Annotated in this window: 16 protein-coding genes; 10 read left to right on the forward strand and 6 right to left on the reverse strand. The window is 65.2% G+C overall.

The features are described 5' to 3' along the window. Nucleotides 1–26 precede the first annotated feature (26 nt). The 10 genes from D8767_RS21210 (at nt 27) to D8767_RS21255 (ending at nt 9,344) form a co-directional block, all read left to right on the forward strand. The gene (locus D8767_RS21210; RefSeq protein ID WP_003116818.1) at nt 27–347 is read left to right on the forward strand and encodes a hypothetical protein; all 321 of its coding nucleotides are present in this window, start codon (nt 27–29) and stop codon (nt 345–347) included. An 89-nt stretch (nt 348–436) separates the two neighbouring features. Then, nucleotides 437–742, forward strand: coding sequence for a hypothetical protein (locus tag D8767_RS21215; RefSeq protein WP_003116817.1), 306 nt, complete (start codon nt 437–439; stop codon nt 740–742). Between the two features lie 136 nt (nt 743–878). After that, nucleotides 879–3,158, forward strand: coding sequence for a helicase-related protein (locus D8767_RS21220; protein ID WP_004350563.1), 2,280 nt, complete (start codon nt 879–881; stop codon nt 3,156–3,158). A 138-nt stretch (nt 3,159–3,296) separates the two neighbouring features. Then, nucleotides 3,297–3,896, forward strand: a complete 600-nt coding sequence (locus D8767_RS21225) for a PilL N-terminal domain-containing protein (protein ID WP_003098890.1) — start codon at nt 3,297–3,299, stop codon at nt 3,894–3,896. Next, nucleotides 3,893–4,537, forward strand: a complete 645-nt coding sequence (locus D8767_RS21230) for a hypothetical protein (RefSeq protein ID WP_003098888.1) — start codon at nt 3,893–3,895, stop codon at nt 4,535–4,537. The genes D8767_RS21225 and D8767_RS21230 overlap by 4 nt, the downstream gene beginning before the upstream one ends. 12 nt (nt 4,538–4,549) lie before the next feature. Beyond that, a complete protein-coding gene (locus D8767_RS21235; RefSeq protein ID WP_003098886.1) occupies nt 4,550–5,287 on the forward strand; it encodes a TIGR03759 family integrating conjugative element protein in 738 nt (245 codons plus the stop codon). Then, nucleotides 5,269–5,859, forward strand: a complete 591-nt coding sequence (locus D8767_RS21240; RefSeq protein ID WP_003109780.1) for a transglycosylase SLT domain-containing protein — start codon at nt 5,269–5,271, stop codon at nt 5,857–5,859. Before D8767_RS21235 ends, D8767_RS21240 begins: the two co-directional genes overlap by 19 nt. Continuing rightward, complete coding sequence (locus D8767_RS21245) at nt 5,856–6,404, forward strand: integrating conjugative element protein (protein ID WP_003109779.1); 549 nt, start codon at nt 5,856–5,858, stop codon at nt 6,402–6,404. The genes D8767_RS21240 and D8767_RS21245 overlap by 4 nt, the downstream gene beginning before the upstream one ends. A gap of 4 nt (nt 6,405–6,408) precedes the next feature. Then, nucleotides 6,409–8,598 (forward strand): type IV conjugative transfer system coupling protein TraD, encoded by a 2,190-nt coding sequence (gene traD / locus D8767_RS21250; protein ID WP_004350569.1) that lies wholly within the window; start codon nt 6,409–6,411, stop codon nt 8,596–8,598. Further along, nucleotides 8,595–9,344 carry a TIGR03747 family integrating conjugative element membrane protein gene (locus tag D8767_RS21255; RefSeq protein ID WP_003153644.1) on the forward strand — a complete coding sequence of 250 codons (750 nt, stop codon included), beginning with the start codon at nt 8,595–8,597 and terminating at the stop codon, nt 9,342–9,344. Before traD ends, D8767_RS21255 begins: the two co-directional genes overlap by 4 nt. 40 nt (nt 9,345–9,384) lie before the next feature. Here D8767_RS21255 and D8767_RS21260 read toward each other — a convergent pair whose 3' ends face one another. The 6 genes from D8767_RS21260 to D8767_RS21285 are packed head-to-tail and all read right to left on the reverse strand — an operon-like array spanning nt 9,385 to nt 15,563. Continuing rightward, a complete protein-coding gene (locus D8767_RS21260) occupies nt 9,385–12,009 on the reverse strand; it encodes an AAA family ATPase (protein WP_122048402.1) in 2,625 nt (874 codons plus the stop codon). 9 nt (nt 12,010–12,018) lie between these two features. Next, nucleotides 12,019–12,744 (reverse strand): CBASS effector endonuclease NucC, encoded by a 726-nt coding sequence (gene nucC, locus D8767_RS21265; RefSeq protein ID WP_122048403.1) that lies wholly within the window; start codon nt 12,742–12,744, stop codon nt 12,019–12,021. Between the two features lie 38 nt (nt 12,745–12,782). Further along, a complete protein-coding gene (locus D8767_RS21270) occupies nt 12,783–13,685 on the reverse strand; it encodes a CBASS oligonucleotide cyclase (protein ID WP_003153640.1) in 903 nt (300 codons plus the stop codon). After that, nucleotides 13,685–14,185 (reverse strand): type III CBASS phage resistance system CD-NTase-associated protein Cap7, encoded by a 501-nt coding sequence (cap7, locus tag D8767_RS21275; protein ID WP_003090159.1) that lies wholly within the window; start codon nt 14,183–14,185, stop codon nt 13,685–13,687. The genes D8767_RS21270 and cap7 overlap by 1 nt, the downstream gene beginning before the upstream one ends. Continuing rightward, the gene (cap8, locus tag D8767_RS21280) at nt 14,182–14,652 is read right to left on the reverse strand and encodes a type III CBASS phage resistance system CD-NTase-associated protein Cap8 (RefSeq protein ID WP_003153638.1); all 471 of its coding nucleotides are present in this window, start codon (nt 14,650–14,652) and stop codon (nt 14,182–14,184) included. The genes cap7 and cap8 overlap by 4 nt, the downstream gene beginning before the upstream one ends. Beyond that, the gene (locus D8767_RS21285) at nt 14,649–15,563 is read right to left on the reverse strand and encodes an AAA family ATPase (RefSeq protein WP_003050256.1); all 915 of its coding nucleotides are present in this window, start codon (nt 15,561–15,563) and stop codon (nt 14,649–14,651) included. Before D8767_RS21285 ends, cap8 begins: the two co-directional genes overlap by 4 nt. Nucleotides 15,564–15,577: the final 14 nt, after the last annotated feature.

Below are 15,577 nucleotides of genomic sequence, written 5' to 3' on the forward strand. Positions count from 1 at the left end.
CTGTACCAACTCGAAGGAGAAACACCATGATCCCCAATCCGTTCAAGCGGCCTGCGCCGCACAAGCAACCGTTGTTCGCACCGAGTACGTTGAAGTTGAGCGAGAAGGTGCATTGGCTGGCCCGGCGAGGCCTGATCGACCCCTTGGCCTATGTCCAGCGCCATGTGCGCGGGGACTGGGGCGAGATCGATGAGGCCACACGCCAAGCCAACGACGTGGCGATCCAACAGGACAACCTAATGATCTCGCAGTTCAGGATCACGCCGGACCTGGCGCTGATCGTCAAGACCAGCGAGGACCACCAGACCACGGTGGTCCAGCTTCCCGAAGAGCGGGACCTGATCTGAGGCCCCACATCGTCATCCTCATCCACCTGACGGAGCCACTTCACTCCGGCAGGGGTGTCGTGGCTCAATGACTCATCAAGGAGGAGCCCATGGCATCGCATCGCATCGAAACCTACTGCCAGCGGCTGGCGTTCCCCATCGGGGCGCTCATCTTCAGCAGAGGTGTAGACCGCCTGGTCCGCGCGGGTCGCCTGGACCCGATCCCGTACTTCAGGCGCCACACCCGTGGCGACTGGGGCGACGTCAACATCCAGCAATGGCAGACGAACAGCAGCGCGCTTCAATCGGGCGCGTCGCTGGAATCGCACTACGTGATCCATCCGGGGCTCGCCATTCGCATCGTCACCGATTCGCAGCGCTGCGCAACCGTCATCGTGCTTCCGTCCGAAGACTGAGCACGGTTCACCTGCGGGCCGCCCAGGCCAGCACCTTCAACCACCCTCAGCCACGCGTCGATTCTCTTCCCACCACGGGGCATGCCATTGCCCCGCTGGGGGTGGTGCATGCCCCATTTTTCTTTGGAGCATCACCATGTCCCTCGATCTCGAAACCACTGCCGCTGAATCCGCGCCCGTACAGGGCGAACTGCTCGACGCGGAATCTTCCCCTCTGACCCTGAGCCTTCAGGATTTTGTCGGCGAGTTCGGCGACGAACTACTCGACGCCCTCAACAGCGCTAATCCGCCGGTCTATACCGGCCAACCGCAGGCGCACCGGCAACTGGTGGTCGCCAGCCTCAAGCGCAAGCTGTTCCCAGCCCAGGCCGAAGTCGTCCACGCCGCCGCCGAGCTGCTGATCGACCGTGGCGAACGTGCTGCGATCGTCAATGGCGAGATGGGCTGCGGCAAGACGACCGTCGGCATTGCCACGGCCGCCGTGCTCAACGCCGAAGGCTATCGCCGCACTCTGGTGCTGTCGCCGCCCCACCTGGTTTACAAGTGGCGGCGCGAGATCCAGGAGACGGTGGCCGGTGCCAAGGTGTGGGTACTCAACGGGCCGGATACGCTCGTCAAGCTCATCAAGCTGCGCGAGCAGTTGGGCGTGCAGCCCACGGGCCAGGAGTTCTTCGTCCTGGGGCGCGTCAGGATGCGGATGGGCTTTCACTGGAAGCCTGTCTTCACCACGCGGCGCACCCGCCACGGCGACGTGGCGGCCTGCCCGGACTGCGGCACGGTCATCACCGACCTCGACGGCGAGCCGGTCAACCCGATCGCGCTCCAAGCCGAGGAGTGCCGCAGGAAGTGCGGCCACTGCGCCGCGCCCCTGTGGACACTGATCCGCCCGCGCAGTCTGTCCGGCAGCGACCAGTCCTCGGCCGTGCTCAAAGCCTTAAAGCGCATACCGACCATCGGAGAGGTCACCGCGCAGAAGCTGATGCAAAAGTTCGGTGACGGGTTCCTGGCGTCGATGCTCGGCGACAACATCCATGAGTTCATCAACCTCATGGATGGCAACGGCGAGCTGGTGTTTTCCGACCGTCAGGCCACGCGCATGGAACGTGCGATGGCCAACATGGAGTTCGGCTTTGGCGAGGGCGGCTATCAGCCGTCCGAGTTCATCAAACGCTACCTGCCGCAAGGCACGTTCGACCTGCTCATCGCCGATGAGGCACATGAGTACAAGAACGGGGGCAGTGCCCAGGGCCAGGCCATGGGCGTGCTGGCGGCGAAGGCTCGCAAGACCTTGCTGCTGACCGGCACGTTGATGGGCGGCTACGGGGACGACCTGTTCCACCTGCTGTTCCGAGCCCTTCCGGGGCGGATGATCGAAGACGGCTACCGCCCGACCACGAGCGGCAGCATGACCTCGGCTGCGATGGCGTTCATGCGCGATCACGGGGTGTTGAAGGACATCTACTCCGAGAGCACCGGCACGGCGCACAAGACGGCCAAGGGCACCAAGGTATCGGTGCGCACGGTCAAGGCCCCGGGGTTTGGCCCCAAGGGCGTGCTGCGCTGCATCCTGCCGTTCACGATCTTTCTCAAGCTCAAGGACATCGGTGGCAACGTCCTGCCGCCGTATGACGAGGAGTTCCGTGAAGTCGCGATGGACACGGCGCAAGCCGCGGCCTACCGCGATCTGGCGGGTCGGCTGACCGCGGAGCTGAAACAGGCTCTGGCGCGACGCGATACGACCTTGCTGGGTGTGGTCCTCAACGTGCTGCTGGCCTGGCCGGATTGCTGCTTCCGGTCGGAGACCGTGGTGCATCCGCGCACGCGCAACACCTTGGCGTTTGTCCCGGCTCAGTTCAACGAGTTCGAGATCAGCCCCAAGGAGCGTGAGCTGATCGACATCTGCAAAGAGGAGAAGGCGCAGGGCCGCAAGGTCCTGGCCTACACGGTCTATACCGGCACGCGCGACACCACGTCGCGCCTGAAGGTGTTGCTGGAGCAGGAAGGCTTCAAGGTGGCGGTGCTGCGCGCGAGCGTGGATGCCAGCCGCCGCGAAGACTGGATCGCCGAGCAACTGGACCGTGGCATCGACGTGCTCATCACCAACCCCGAGTTGGTCAAGACGGGGCTGGACCTGTTGGAGTTCCCGACGATCGTGTTCATGCAGTCGGGCTACAACGTGTACTCGCTCCAGCAGGCGGCACGCCGCTCCTGGCGCATCGGGCAGAAGCAGCCCGTGCGTGTGATCTACCTCGGCTACGCCGGTTCCTCGCAGATGACCTGCCTGGAGCTGATGGCCAAGAAGATCATGGTCTCGCAGTCCACCTCGGGCGACGTGCCCGAATCCGGGCTCGATGTCCTGAACCAGGACGGTGATTCCGTCGAGGTCGCACTGGCCCGGCAGCTTGTCGCCGCATGACACGTTCCACTTACGGCCCTTCGGGGCCGTTTTTTTTGCCGCTCCCGGTAAATCGGACGCTGCCTGGTTCGCATTGTTTGCTGCCGCTCGCGGCCTGAGCGGCGATGGTGAGGGCTGGATGTTTCAGGACGCCGAGCTATGTGCCCCTCTCCACCGTGGTTTCACTATCCCGAACGCCGCCTTCTGGCGGGATTTCTCGGCCTGCTGTGGTCGGTGCTGGCCGGTGGCTGCGCGACGACGACTGCGCCGGTCGCGCCCGACACCATCGCGGAAGTCTTGGCCGCGCCTGAACCCGAGGCTTCCGAGTACATCCCGGTCGTGCGCTACGCCCGCTACACACTGGTCGAACTGGCACCCATGGCGGCGCAGCGCGACCTGTTGTTGCAGACCATCGACGTGTCCATGCCCGAGGATGCCCGCGCCACGGTCGGGGATGGGCTTCGGCACGTGCTCAAACGCAGCGGCTATGGCCTGTGCCAGACCGCGCATGCCGTGATCGAGCTGTACGCGCTGCCGTTGCCGGCGGTACACCTGCACCTCGGCCCCATGACCTTGCGCGATGCGCTGCTCACGCTGGCTGGCCCGGCCTGGGAACTGCACGCGGATGACCGCGCACGGCAAATCTGCTTCGAGCGGCCCGGCGATCGCGCGGTCGCCGAGTCCCCATCCGAGCCACCCGCCACCGAGGCGGTGCAGACGTTCCCGCTGGCACCCATGGTTTCGGGAGGCCAGCCATGAACGCCCCGCAACCTGCCCAGCGATCGACCGCCGCCGTGGTGGTGCAGAGCCTGATGTGGCTCTGGTTGATCTTCCTCAGCGTCTTGGCGGCCCTGGGCTACCAGGCCCTCAGCGACCAGGCCGACCAGGAGCGGCTGGATTCCCGCCTGCAACGCCTGGAAGCGCAGGCAACTGGCTTGGCCGAGACGATCGAGGCCATCCAGCAGCGCCCGGCCGTCGCGACGGACGCTGACCTCAAAGACACCCGCCAGATTCTGGAAGCACGCGCGGCCCAGGTCGAGAAATCTCTCAGTGGCTACGCAGCGGCCGACGACCTCCAGGCGCTGCGCGCGGAGGTCGAGCAGATCAAGGCGCGCCAAGCCGCCGCGCGTGCCACCGCACCCGCCCAGCGGCGCGCATCGCGCACGTCCGCCGCCTCCAAGACCGAGCTGCCGCCGCTGCCATTCCGCGTCGTCGGCGCCGAACTGCGCGCCGGCCAGCGCAGCGTGTCCGTCGCGCCGAGCATCGGGGACTTCACGCCCGCCCAACTTCAGGTGCTGCTGCCCGGGGATGCGGTCGGCCCGTGGCGCCTGCAGGCGATCGAGGGCAACACCGCAGTGTTCCAGGCCGGCAACCAGACCCGCCGCGTGGCGATTCCCTGACCGGAGCACCCCATGAAGCCGTCGATCCTCCTTTTCGCGGTCCTGGTGGCGTCGTCGCAATGGCCCGCCTGGGCGCAGCAGCCCGCAACGACCTCGGCGCGCAACGCACAGAGCCAGGAGCGCCCGCTGGCCGCCCGCGTGCTGGACGACCGGGTGGCAACCGAATGGGGCTTGCAGCCACAAGAATGGGCACGCTACCGCGAGCTGATGGATGGGCCGCTGGGTATCTACTCGCCCAACCTGGACCCGCTGTCCGCCCTGGGCATCGAAGCTCGCACGGACGAAGAACGGCGCCGCTATGCGGAACTGCAGGTGCAGGTGGAAGCGCGCCGCGTCGAGAAGCTGCTCGCCTACCAGCGCGCCTACGACGAGGCCTGGCAGCGCCTGAATCCGGGGATGCAGCGCGTGAACCTGCCCGACGACAAGCCGGGCGCCGGCCCATCCAGCAGTCCCTTGCGCGGCAGCGGCCGCATGGCGGTGTTCGTCAAGGACGGCTGCGCAGCCTGCGGACAGCTCGTGCAGCGCCTGCAATCCTCGGGCGCGGAGTTCGACCTGTACATGGTGGGCAGCCGCCAGGATGACGCGCGCATCCGCGACTGGGCCAAGCGCGCGCAGATCGACCCGGCGCGCGTGCGCGCCGGCAGCATCACGCTCAACCACGACGGCGGCCGCTGGCTGTCACTGGGCCTGCCCGGCGATCTGCCCGCCGCCGTGCGCGAAGTGAACGGCCAATGGCAGCGCCAGCCGTAGCCATGCCCCTGCGCGCACTGGTGCTCACTGCCGGCCTGTATGCCGTTGCCGCCCTGGCCCAGGAGGTTCCGCCACCGGCTTACCAGCTTGCCGCCCAGCGCGCAGGCATCCCCTCGACCGTGCTCTACGCCGTGGCCTTGCAGGAGAGCGGCATCCGGCGCAACGGGCGCCTGGTGCCGTGGCCGTGGTCCCTCAACGTCGCCGGCCAGTCGCGCCGCTTCGCCACGCGCGCCGACGCCTGCGCTGGCCTGCAGCAGGCGATGCGCGCCACGCCGCACACGCGCATTGATGCGGGCCTGGGCCAGATCAACCTCGGCTACCACAAGCACCGCTTTACCGGCGCGTGCGACCTGCTGGATCCGTATCGCAACCTGGCCGTTGCCGCCGAGATCCTGAAGGAGCAGCACACCCCCGGCGAGGACTGGCTGCTGGCGATCGGCCGCTACCACCGCCCCGCAGGCGGCGAGCCCGCCGCCCGCTATCGGCGCAGCGTGTCGCGCCACCTTGCCCGCGTGCAGGGCACGCGACCAGCCGCCGCGGTCCTCGCGGCGCGCCAGGAGACCTCCCCATGACGAAACCCCATCCCGCCCATCTCGCGTTCACGGGCCTACTCATGCTGCTGTCAGGCCTGCCGCTGGCCTCGCGTGCCGGCGAGCCACTGATCGTTGTCGAGGACCGTGGCGGCACGTCGGCATTGCCGTACTACGAAGCCCTGAATCTCCAGCCGCGCGCCAACGCACCGGCGCGGCCGTCCATCCCGACGCCCCAGGTTCCTGCCACACGGGCGGACGAAGCCGCGATGCTGCCGGTGCGCAGCGCCAAGCTCACGCCCGGCACCGTCGCGCGACGGGTGATCGAAGCGCCCGGCCTGCGGCCGTTCGTGGTCATCGGCGACGACGAGGCTTCCCGGGCCTGGTTGCAGCGCCGCGCCGCCGCTTTGCGCGAACGTGGCGCGGTCGGCCTGGTCGTCAACGTCGAGACCGCGCAGGGCCTGGCGCGGCTGCGCGCCCTGGTGCCGGGCGTGCCGCTCGCGCCCGTGGCCGGCGACGACCTGGCCGATCGCCTGGGCCTGCGGCACTACCCGGCGCTGATCACGGCCACCGGCATCGAGCAATGAAGCCATGTCGGGCAAACAGCCGGTCGAGGTTCTGCTACGCCCAGCGGTGGAGCTATACACCGTCGCGGCGTGTGCAGGCGCCGCGTTTCTGTGCCTGGTGGCCCCATGGTCGCTCGCGCTGAGCCCGGCCATGGGCATCGGCAGCGCCTTGGCGTTCGGCGCCTACGGCGCGATCCGCTACCGCGATGCCCGCATCATCCTGCGCTACCGGCGCAACATCCGCCGTCTGCCGCGTTACGTGATGACCAGCAAGGACGTGCCGGTCAGCCAGCAGCGCCTATTCGTGGGGCGCGGCTTTCTCTGGGAGCAGAAGCACACGCATCGGCTGATGCAGACGTACCGGCCCGAGTTCCGCCGCTACGTCGAGCCGACGCCGGCCTACCGGCTGACCAGGCGCCTGGAGGAACGGCTGGAGTTCGCGCCATTGCCGCTCTCGCGCCTGCCGAAGCTCACCGGCTGGGACGCGCCTTTCAACCCCGTGCGCCCGTTGCCGCCTGTCGGCGGCCTGCCAAGGCTGCACGGCATCGAGCCCGACGAAGTGGACGTCAGCCTGCCGCTGGGCGAGCGCGTCGGGCACTCGCTGGTGCTGGGCACCACGCGGGTGGGCAAGACGCGCCTGGCCGAGTTGTTCGTCACGCAGGACATCCGTCGCAGGAATGCTGCCGGCGAGCATGAGGTCGTCATCGTCATCGACCCCAAGGGGGATGCCGATCTCTTGAAACGGATGTACGTCGAAGCCCAGCGCGCTGGCCGCGAAGGCGAGTTCTACATCTTCCACTTGGGCTGGCCGGAAATCAGCGCCCGCTACAACGCCGTGGGCCGCTTCGGTCGGATCTCGGAAGTGGCGACACGCATCGCGGGGCAGCTCTCCGGCGAAGGCAACAGCGCGGCGTTCCGCGAGTTCGCATGGCGCTTCGTGAACATCATCGCCCGCGCCCTGGTGGAACTGGGGCAGCGCCCGGACTACATGCTGATCCAGCGCCACGTCATCAACATCGACGCGCTGTTCATTGAGTACGCCCAGCACTACTTTGCCAAGACGGAGCCCAAGGCCTGGGAGGTGATCGTCCAGATCGAGGCCAAGCTCAACGAGAAGAACATCCCAAGGAACATGATCGGGCGCGAGAAGCGTGTGGTGGCGCTGGAGCAATACCTCTCCCAGGCGCGCAACTACGACCCTGTGCTCGATGGCCTGCGCTCGGCGGTGCGCTACGACAAGACCTACTTCGACAAGATCGTTGCATCGCTGCTGCCGCTGCTGGAAAAGCTCACGAGCGGCAAGATCGCCCAGCTCCTGGCGCCGAACTACTCCGACCTGGCCGACCCGCGCCCGATCTTCGACTGGATGCAGGTGATCAGGAAGCGCGCCGTCGTCTATGTCGGCTTGGACGCGCTGTCCGATGCGGAGGTCGCCGCAGCGGTCGGCAACTCGATGTTCAGCGATCTCGTCTCGGTGGCTGGGCACATCTACAAGCACGGAATCGACGATGGCCTGCCGGGCGCATCGGCTGGTGCGCGCGTGCCGATCAACGTGCATGCGGACGAGTTCAATGAATTGATGGGTGACGAGTTCATTCCGCTCATCAACAAGGGCGGTGGCGCGGGCCTGCAAGTCACCGCCTACACGCAAACGCTTTCGGACATCGAGGCCCGCATCGGCAACCGCGCGAAGGCCGGCCAAGTGATCGGGAATTTCAACAATTTATTCATGTTGCGCGTGCGCGAGACGGCCACCGCGGAACTGCTGACGAGGCAGTTGCCGAAGGTCGAGGTCTATACGACCACCATCGTCTCGGGCGCGACGGACAGCTCAGACATCCGCGGCGCGACGGACTTCACGTCGAACACCCAGGACCGCATCAGCATGGCCAGCGTGCCGATGATCGAGCCGTCACACGTCGTCGGTCTGCCCAAGGGCCAATGCTTCGCGCTGCTGCAGGGCGGCCAGCTTTGGAAGGTGCGCATGCCGCTTCCGGCGCCAGACCCCGATGAAGTGATGCCGACGGACTTGCAGCAACTGGCCGGGTATATGCGCCAGAGCTACAGCGAGGCCACGCAGTGGTGGGAGTTCACCAGTTCCGCAGCCTTGCCGCATGCAGCCTTGCCCGACGACCTGCTGGATGACGCCGCTCCAGCCGAGCCTGACGCGGTGGCCACCGGCGCCGACGACAGCACCGGCGAGGCCGCACCATGAAGGATGCCGCCTCGACCGCGCAGCGGGAGCAGAACCAGCGCCAGGGGCTGATCGTCGGCACCATCACCTTGCCGTTCCGGCTGCTCGGGGTGCTCATCGGCTCGCTGCTGTTCTCGATCGTGGTGGAGTGCGTCGGCATGCACCTGTTCTGGAAGGACCAGGGCTGGCGCCACTCCCAGCAGATGCTGCAGTACGAACTCGGGCACCTGTCCAACCACTTCACGCGCAGCGTGGTGGTGCAGGAGCCCGGGCGCACGGCGCACGAGCTGGTGGATACCGGGTACGAGTGGGTGTTCGTGCGCTCGGGGTTGCTGGAGCGCATGAGCCAGACCGCCGAGCGCGCCCGCGCGGCCAGCCACGGGCAGAGCCGCAACTTCCGCTACTACATCAGCCAAGTCTATGTCTGGGCCGAAAGCTACCTGATCGCTGCGGCCTTCACGACGCTCACCTTCCTGGTGCGCCTGCTGGTCCTGGTACTCACGCTGCCGCTGATCCTCACTGCAGCATTCGTCGGCCTGATCGACGGCCTGGTGCGACGGGATGTGCGCCGGTTCGGCGCGGGCCGCGAATCCGGCTTCATCTACCACCGCGCGAAGGCCAGCCTGATGCCGTTGGCCGTGCTGCCTTGGGTCACCTATCTCGCACTGCCCATAGCGGTGCATCCTCTGGTCATCCTGCTGCCCAGCGCGGCGTTGCTGGGGATGGCAGTCAGCCTGACCGCAGGCAGCTTCAAGAAGTACTTATGAGGTGACACGGGCGGCACTGCTCTGCAAAGCCGTGTGCCGTTCATCGGTTCTGCAGGGTATCAAGAGCAGCATCCAACGCCGTAACCGCCTCGACGACCGTTCTTACCGTCGCCCGATCGAACTCATGATCGCGCTGAGCGTCGTGCACACCGCTATTGAGGTAACCCCATTCAATACTCGTACCGCTGACATTGAGCAGCCTGACCAACGCCCCTACGGCATCCGGCGCACCCGCATGTTGCGCCGCGATACGCTCGACGGCCGACCGCAACTTGGTGCATTTATTGTTCAGCTCCCAAGGCGCGCGGGGCCCGCTCAGCTTGATGTCGATCCGGCCGTCCGCCCGCCGACCCAGCCACGTCCACAGGCGGTCCGTCAGACTCTCCAGCGCCGGCCGGGCCTGGCGCAGTGCCTCGCGTTTCTCGTCAGCCGCCAACGCCTGCTGGGCCAGAAGAACATAGTTCTTCGCTGGCGGGTCGCTGTCGACCCGCAGTTCGTGCTCTCCCTGATGCGGGAGAAACTTGTAGCGCTTGATGGCCGCGGCGCGGCGCACGCCCAACTCCTGCTGGATGCGGTGCAGGAACTCCTCTGCGTGCGAGGTGAGGATAACCTGCTTGCCGTGGAGCAAACCGTCCTCGAAGAAGGTACGCCAGATGCCATCGCGATGGTCGTCGTCTATCGCATTGACGACGTCATCGAAGATGACCACGGGGCAGCCCTGCGCGAGGTTCTTGGCAAGCAGAATCGCCAGACCCAAGCATTTGATGTGCCCTTCGCTGAAGACGATCAACGCGTCGTAGCGCACGCCCGGCTCGCCGGCGAACTCCACCTCGATCTTGCCGTTCTCGGCCACGGGCAACCACAGCGCGTGCAGCAGATCGCCGGGCGGATCGGCCCGGTTGAATGCGTTGTAGAGATGGCGGGCTTGGTCTCCCAGCCCCTGTAGCAGAACCCCCGGCAGAGCGGTCAGGTATGCCTGAATCTCGGGTAGGAAGCCGTCGTAGGCGGCCTTGACCCGCTGATGGTGCACCACCACCGGCATTTCGTCCGTGGCCGCCTGGATCAGGCCGCGGTTCGCGTCGTCGAATTGGGCCACGGTTTGGCGGGCGGCCGCCAGCTCCTGATCCGCAGTCGTGCGCATGGTCCGCAGCCGTTCGATCTCCAGCTGATGCTGTTGCAGGCGGTCCCGCTCCTGGGCCATCGCGCCGCGCTGGGCATGCACGTCGCGCGCCTGCGCGTCGAAGCCTTCGATGATCTGTGCGATCCGTAAGAGGGCTTGCCAGGCGCGCTGGTCCCCATTCACCCAGCCGCCGAGCCAATTGCCCGCCGACGTGGGAGGCAGCAGTGGCAGGCCCGCGGCCTGCGATTCGGCAGGACAAGCGACCCCAGCCGCCGCCACCACGCGGCGCATTTCGTCCCACAGCGCTCGGACCGCCTCGCTCAACTGCGTCCGATGCCCGGCCTCTTGCTGCTGCAGGACGGCCAGTTGCGCGAGCTGCTCCAGGCCCATTCGCGCCCTGGCGAACGGGTCCTGTGCCACAGCGGCCAGTCCGGTTCCACATGCCGGACACGCGGTCGCCCCGTCCGCCAACGCTTGCACGGCCTCGTAGAGCTTCGCGTACGACACCTCGCCCGCGCGGGCCGCGAGTTGCGCGGAAGACGCTTGCCACAGTCCCTGGACGCGGTAGGCCTCTGCCAGCAACGCTTGCAGGCGGGCCTGGGTCACCTCGTGAATGGCAGGCGGGTTGGCGTCCAGCTGAGCCTGGACATACGGTAGCCGTCCTTGCTGCTGCGGCGTACCCAGCAGCCAGTCCACGCAGGCTTGATAGGTCGCGCCAGGTGACATGCGCTGCGCCAAAGCTTGTTCCAGGCCCTCGACCGCTGCGATCTTCTGCGGGTAGGCGGCGATGGTCTGTTCGGAGTTCGCCAACCGCAGGCGACGCTGCGCCAGCTGCGCCGCCTGCACGCCGGCAAGCATCAGGTCCTGATCGAGCGAGGGGTTGAAGCCGCGCACGAACTCGCTGAACTGGTCCACGCCGAACAGGGTGGCGATGAGCTGGCGCTGATCGCTCGGGGTCCGCGCGGCGATTCGGGCGAAATCGTCGAGGCGGTTCTTCTCGATGAAGCAGAAGCGATACTCAGCTTCGTCGGGCTGGACGGCCTGCGCTTCGCCCGCCGCCGTAGACGACAGGACTGGCGCGACGTGGCGGCGCAGGCGAGCGTTGTTGCAGTACGTCCGCTGGTCGACCCGCTTGGCCTGCGCTTCGCTGATCGAACCGAGCATCGCCACTTCCAAGGCTTCGCAGAAGCTGCTCTTGCCGGTGCCGTTGGCACCGTAGACCAAGGTGATGTCATGGCTGAGGTCGAACGTCTCCTGCCGCATGAATCCTCGAAACGGCCCGACTTCGAGCTGGTGCAGTCGCCCGAGCGCCGGCCCGTTTTCGGGGCCGCGCGCGTCCCCGTCGTAGGCGACAGGCATCTGCGCCAGATGCGCGATGGTCAGCGGCGCCAAGCGCGTGGAGCGCCCCCGGCGTGCAGCACCGACCTCGGCCAGTGGCTGCAGGTGATCGAGCACCAGGTGCGCCAGCCGGCGCACGTCGTCGTGCACGTGCCGCTGCGCCAAGTGCGCCAGGAACCGGTGGTACTCCGAACGTATGCTTGCCACAGCGCCCCCTCACTTGGTCAACCACTGACCGTAAGCCTCCACATCGATCATGGGGACCGTTCCACTGAACTGAAGCTGCGCGATCAGCTTGAAAAGAAACGCGGTCGCCGGCTTGTTTTCGTTGGTGTAGCTGTACGCGCCGCTGGCTTGGTCATAGAAAAAGTGCCCGTGGGCGGCAACGCATCCGATGTCCAGACGCCCCTCGGTGAGGTTTGCGTTCAGCGCCTTGTCCATGGATGGACCCAATGCAGGACTCCATTCGCTCTCGAAGGTGAGCAAGCCACCCAGAATCGGAATCAACGGCTTCGCTGGGTAGGTCCCGTCAGCGTGCGGGATCGGCAGGCTCGTGCGGTGCAGCCTGCGCACACTGGCGACCTTCTCCTGGGCATAGGCCACAAGCCCCGCGTCAGCCGTCTGCTTGGCCTCGAAAACGGCGTACACGCTTTCGGCTGGAATGATCGTCTCGTTCTCGTAGGTGAAGATAAAAGGCGAATATTGCCGATCAAACACCACCACATCGATCTGCTGGCTGAAGTTCCCCAGGCTGTCCACCACATGCGCCTTGGCCGCCTGGTACCGTTTGGGCAGATAGGTATCCAGCATGTCGATCCAGACGTTCTCGCTCGCATCCCCCTTCGTACCCGGGTGACCGAAGGTCTTGCGTACTACGGACAAGCGCTGCTGGATGTCCTCATGCAGGGACGACAGGAGCTGGGAAAGCGACCACTGGGACATGCTGTACCTCGATGGGACGTGTATGGAAGCCGATGGAATCAGGACAGTGGGAACTTGGGGCCAAACAGTGCGCGCCAGGCGCGAAGCGCTTCGATATTGCGACCACGACGCGCGTGGTCGATGGCGATGCTTGCGTCTTGGCTCGCCTGGAACAGCAGCTGCTGCGCGCGCTGCTTGCGCGCGGCATCCATATCGTTGCTGATCGCCGGGCCAAGTCCGGCGGGATCCGGCCACTCGTCATGAACTCGATCGGCAAGCGTGGCAAAGAACGACTGGATCTCGCGATCGAACGATCCTCCCCAGCCGCCGTAAAGACACTCAAGGGCCATTACCTCGATCAGGAACGAGGGCTTCACCGGCTTCAGATCGCCGTGCTTGGGATTGTTGTTCCAGTACTTCACCATGCGCACGAGACCTTTCCACTCATTGCCATAGGCTTGGTGCGCTGCGGTCGCCTTGTCCTTATGGATCTCCGGGTCCGTCTTGATCCACTTTCCGGACGCCGTATCGGGGATCTCATACTGGTCGCCGGTATCGAATGCGGGCACCGCATCCACGCTGACCACCCGGTAGTCCGTGTTGTCCTCCGCGTCGATGTGAACACCGAAATCCACGTTGATCGAGCGCGCCTGTTTGCGCACGGCCGCCGAACCGTATTTCTCCACCAATGCAGAGTGGAAATCATCCAGCACTACCGATGCGGCCTTGCCGTGGTAATGCTTCTCCGAGTCCTTCAGCACGAAGAAGATGTCGATATCCTTGAGCGGCTTCGTCTTCGTGTATCGAGCATAGGAACCGGTCAGGAAGCTGCGCGCAATGCCGAACTTGGTCTGCAGGTAGTCCCGCACTTCGTTCTGGCGTTGCGAGGCATTCTTCTGTTCGCGTTCGTTGAGTTCCAGACGCGACTTGAACTTGCGAAAAGCTTCATCGATCGACAGCATCAGCGTTGCCTCCAATATCCGGCCTGACCCGCCAGGCCGCTGTGTTCGACAGTCGAGCCTAGGCTCTGCTTGACCATTCCATCCGTCGAGCGATAACTTCCTTTGCTCCATCCCTCCACATCAGGTCGCCCTGGCTTTGTATCGAGCATTAACTTGTACTTGGCCTGCGATGGCAGCAGCCCAGCTTTCTTGATCGCGTACTTCAACTGCTCGGTATCTGTCCAGAAGCTGCCGTCGCCATCGGACCACCCATACACGATGTCGATATCCCATCGGGTCACGAGCTTGTCGGTTGCCGGGTTGTAGATCTCCAGAATCACCTTGCGCAGATCACCGGTCCCGAGCCACGTCTTGATGGCTCGGGTATTGCTCTCCCAGCGATCCGCAAAGTGCTCAGGGTCCAGCCCACTGAGCAGGATGATGTCTTTCAAGCTCTTGAGGATGTTGTCGGTCACATAGGTAACCGAGTGCGTGTACGAGTAGGTGGCGACGGTGCTCATGACTTGAGGAAACCTCCGAGGTCGAGCGACAGCGCTTGCCCAGCATCGGCCTGCGCCTGCGTGGCAATTCCTTGGCTCAAGTCCCGTGCAATGATGCGAGAACTGTGCTTTTTGAGCGCGCTTTGCACCCAGCCGAGCTGCTCCTTCGGACACGGCAGCGAGACTCCCCAGTCTCCCTTCAACGGCTCGAACCCCAAGACTTCTTCGTTGGCATCATCACCATAGATCGCGTCTTCGTCGAAGAGGCAGTAGATCCTGGTCCGTGGTCCATCGCATGTCGCAACGATGGGCGCGCTCTTGGGTGCCTGGTCGGCGATCAAGCTGGCGGCCACGCCCGTCACGGCCCTGAGTTCAGAGCGAGCCGTGCCGTCCTTGCCCTGAGTGAGCAGTTCGACAATGGCATCCCATGTCTGCAACGCATCGCGGTGCGGCGAGCTGCGAAACGTCCGGCTGACAACGGTGGTCATTTTTGCTTCCCTCCTTGAAGGCGCATTTGCTTTGCCTGTCGTATCGCACTGCGCAAGTGCTCTACGGAAAGCTTGTTCGGATCGATAGCCACTTGCGGGTCGGCCGCGAGGGCGTTGGCTACGACCTTGCGAATGGCCCGACCATCCAATCCGACGCACTCGCCAGCGCACGCGTCGAACTGGTGAGCCGAGGAAAGCTTGCCAATCCCCGGAAATGTCTTTGCCAGGCCATTCAGGCAGTCCACTAGGATCTGCTTGCAGGCATCCTTGCCGGGCAGTGGCACCTCCATCACCATGTCGCAACGAGATAGGAAGGCACTGTCGACGGCCTGTGGGAAGTTGCTGGTGGCCACGAACAGCAGATGCGGGTTGCGTTCGGCCAACATGTCCAACTGCACCAACACCGCGTCGGTGGCCCGGTGCACATCAACCGGGTTGGCTTCCAGGCTGAGCTTCGCTCGATCAGCCGCAAGCGTTTCGACCTCGTCCAGAAGGACGATCGTCGGGCCCGCCGCTGCGGATTCTGCGATCGATTGCGAGAACAGGTCTGCCACGGCGCGTTGAGTCTTTCCCATTGCAGAGCTCGTCAGCGTGTGAGGCTCCACTTCCAGCAATCGAAACTTCGCAGAAGAAAAAGATTCGGCCACACGATGCGCCAAGCCCCGTGCCAAGGAGGTCTTCCCAGTCCCCGGCGGGCCGACCAACAAGATCACGCCGTGCAGGGGGAGTACCGTGCGCTCCACCTTGGGGCGCACCGTGAAGTTGACGATCGCTTGTGACAGCAACTGTTTTTTGATGGCTTCGTCCATCACGATCGAATCCCACAAGTCACCCAGCGACTTATCCGGCAGCTTCCAGCTTCGATGGATGCCTTTCGGCAAAGTGGCGTCTGATGAAGGATTCTTGGTCATCCGTGGCTCTCGGC

It is taken from the genome of Pseudomonas sp. LTGT-11-2Z, from assembly GCF_003691445.1.
Taxonomy (GTDB): Bacteria; Pseudomonadota; Gammaproteobacteria; order Pseudomonadales; family Pseudomonadaceae; genus Aquipseudomonas; species Aquipseudomonas monteilii.

What these genes read in the sequence shown, in the direction of transcription:
- D8767_RS21230 (WP_003098888.1), top strand. Translation starts at nt 3,893, where the DNA reads ATGAACGCCCCGCAACCTGCCCAGCGATCGACCGCCGCCGTGGTGGTG.
- D8767_RS21235 (WP_003098886.1), top strand. Translation starts at nt 4,550, where the DNA reads ATGAAGCCGTCGATCCTCCTTTTCGCGGTCCTGGTGGCGTCGTCGCAA.
- D8767_RS21220 (WP_004350563.1), top strand. Translation starts at nt 879, where the DNA reads ATGTCCCTCGATCTCGAAACCACTGCCGCTGAATCCGCGCCCGTACAG.
- D8767_RS21245 (WP_003109779.1), top strand. Translation starts at nt 5,856, where the DNA reads ATGACGAAACCCCATCCCGCCCATCTCGCGTTCACGGGCCTACTCATG.
- D8767_RS21255 (WP_003153644.1), top strand. Translation starts at nt 8,595, where the DNA reads ATGAAGGATGCCGCCTCGACCGCGCAGCGGGAGCAGAACCAGCGCCAG.
- D8767_RS21210 (WP_003116818.1), top strand. Translation starts at nt 27, where the DNA reads ATGATCCCCAATCCGTTCAAGCGGCCTGCGCCGCACAAGCAACCGTTG.
- cap8 (WP_003153638.1), bottom strand. Translation starts at nt 14,652, where the DNA reads ATGACCACCGTTGTCAGCCGGACGTTTCGCAGCTCGCCGCACCGCGAT.
- D8767_RS21225 (WP_003098890.1), top strand. Translation starts at nt 3,297, where the DNA reads ATGTGCCCCTCTCCACCGTGGTTTCACTATCCCGAACGCCGCCTTCTG.
- D8767_RS21240 (WP_003109780.1), top strand. Translation starts at nt 5,269, where the DNA reads ATGGCAGCGCCAGCCGTAGCCATGCCCCTGCGCGCACTGGTGCTCACT.
- nucC (WP_122048403.1), bottom strand. Translation starts at nt 12,744, where the DNA reads ATGTCCCAGTGGTCGCTTTCCCAGCTCCTGTCGTCCCTGCATGAGGAC.
- D8767_RS21215 (WP_003116817.1), top strand. Translation starts at nt 437, where the DNA reads ATGGCATCGCATCGCATCGAAACCTACTGCCAGCGGCTGGCGTTCCCC.
- cap7 (WP_003090159.1), bottom strand. Translation starts at nt 14,185, where the DNA reads ATGAGCACCGTCGCCACCTACTCGTACACGCACTCGGTTACCTATGTG.
- traD (WP_004350569.1), top strand. Translation starts at nt 6,409, where the DNA reads ATGTCGGGCAAACAGCCGGTCGAGGTTCTGCTACGCCCAGCGGTGGAG.
- D8767_RS21270 (WP_003153640.1), bottom strand. Translation starts at nt 13,685, where the DNA reads ATGCTGTCGATCGATGAAGCTTTTCGCAAGTTCAAGTCGCGTCTGGAA.
- D8767_RS21285 (WP_003050256.1), bottom strand. Translation starts at nt 15,563, where the DNA reads ATGACCAAGAATCCTTCATCAGACGCCACTTTGCCGAAAGGCATCCAT.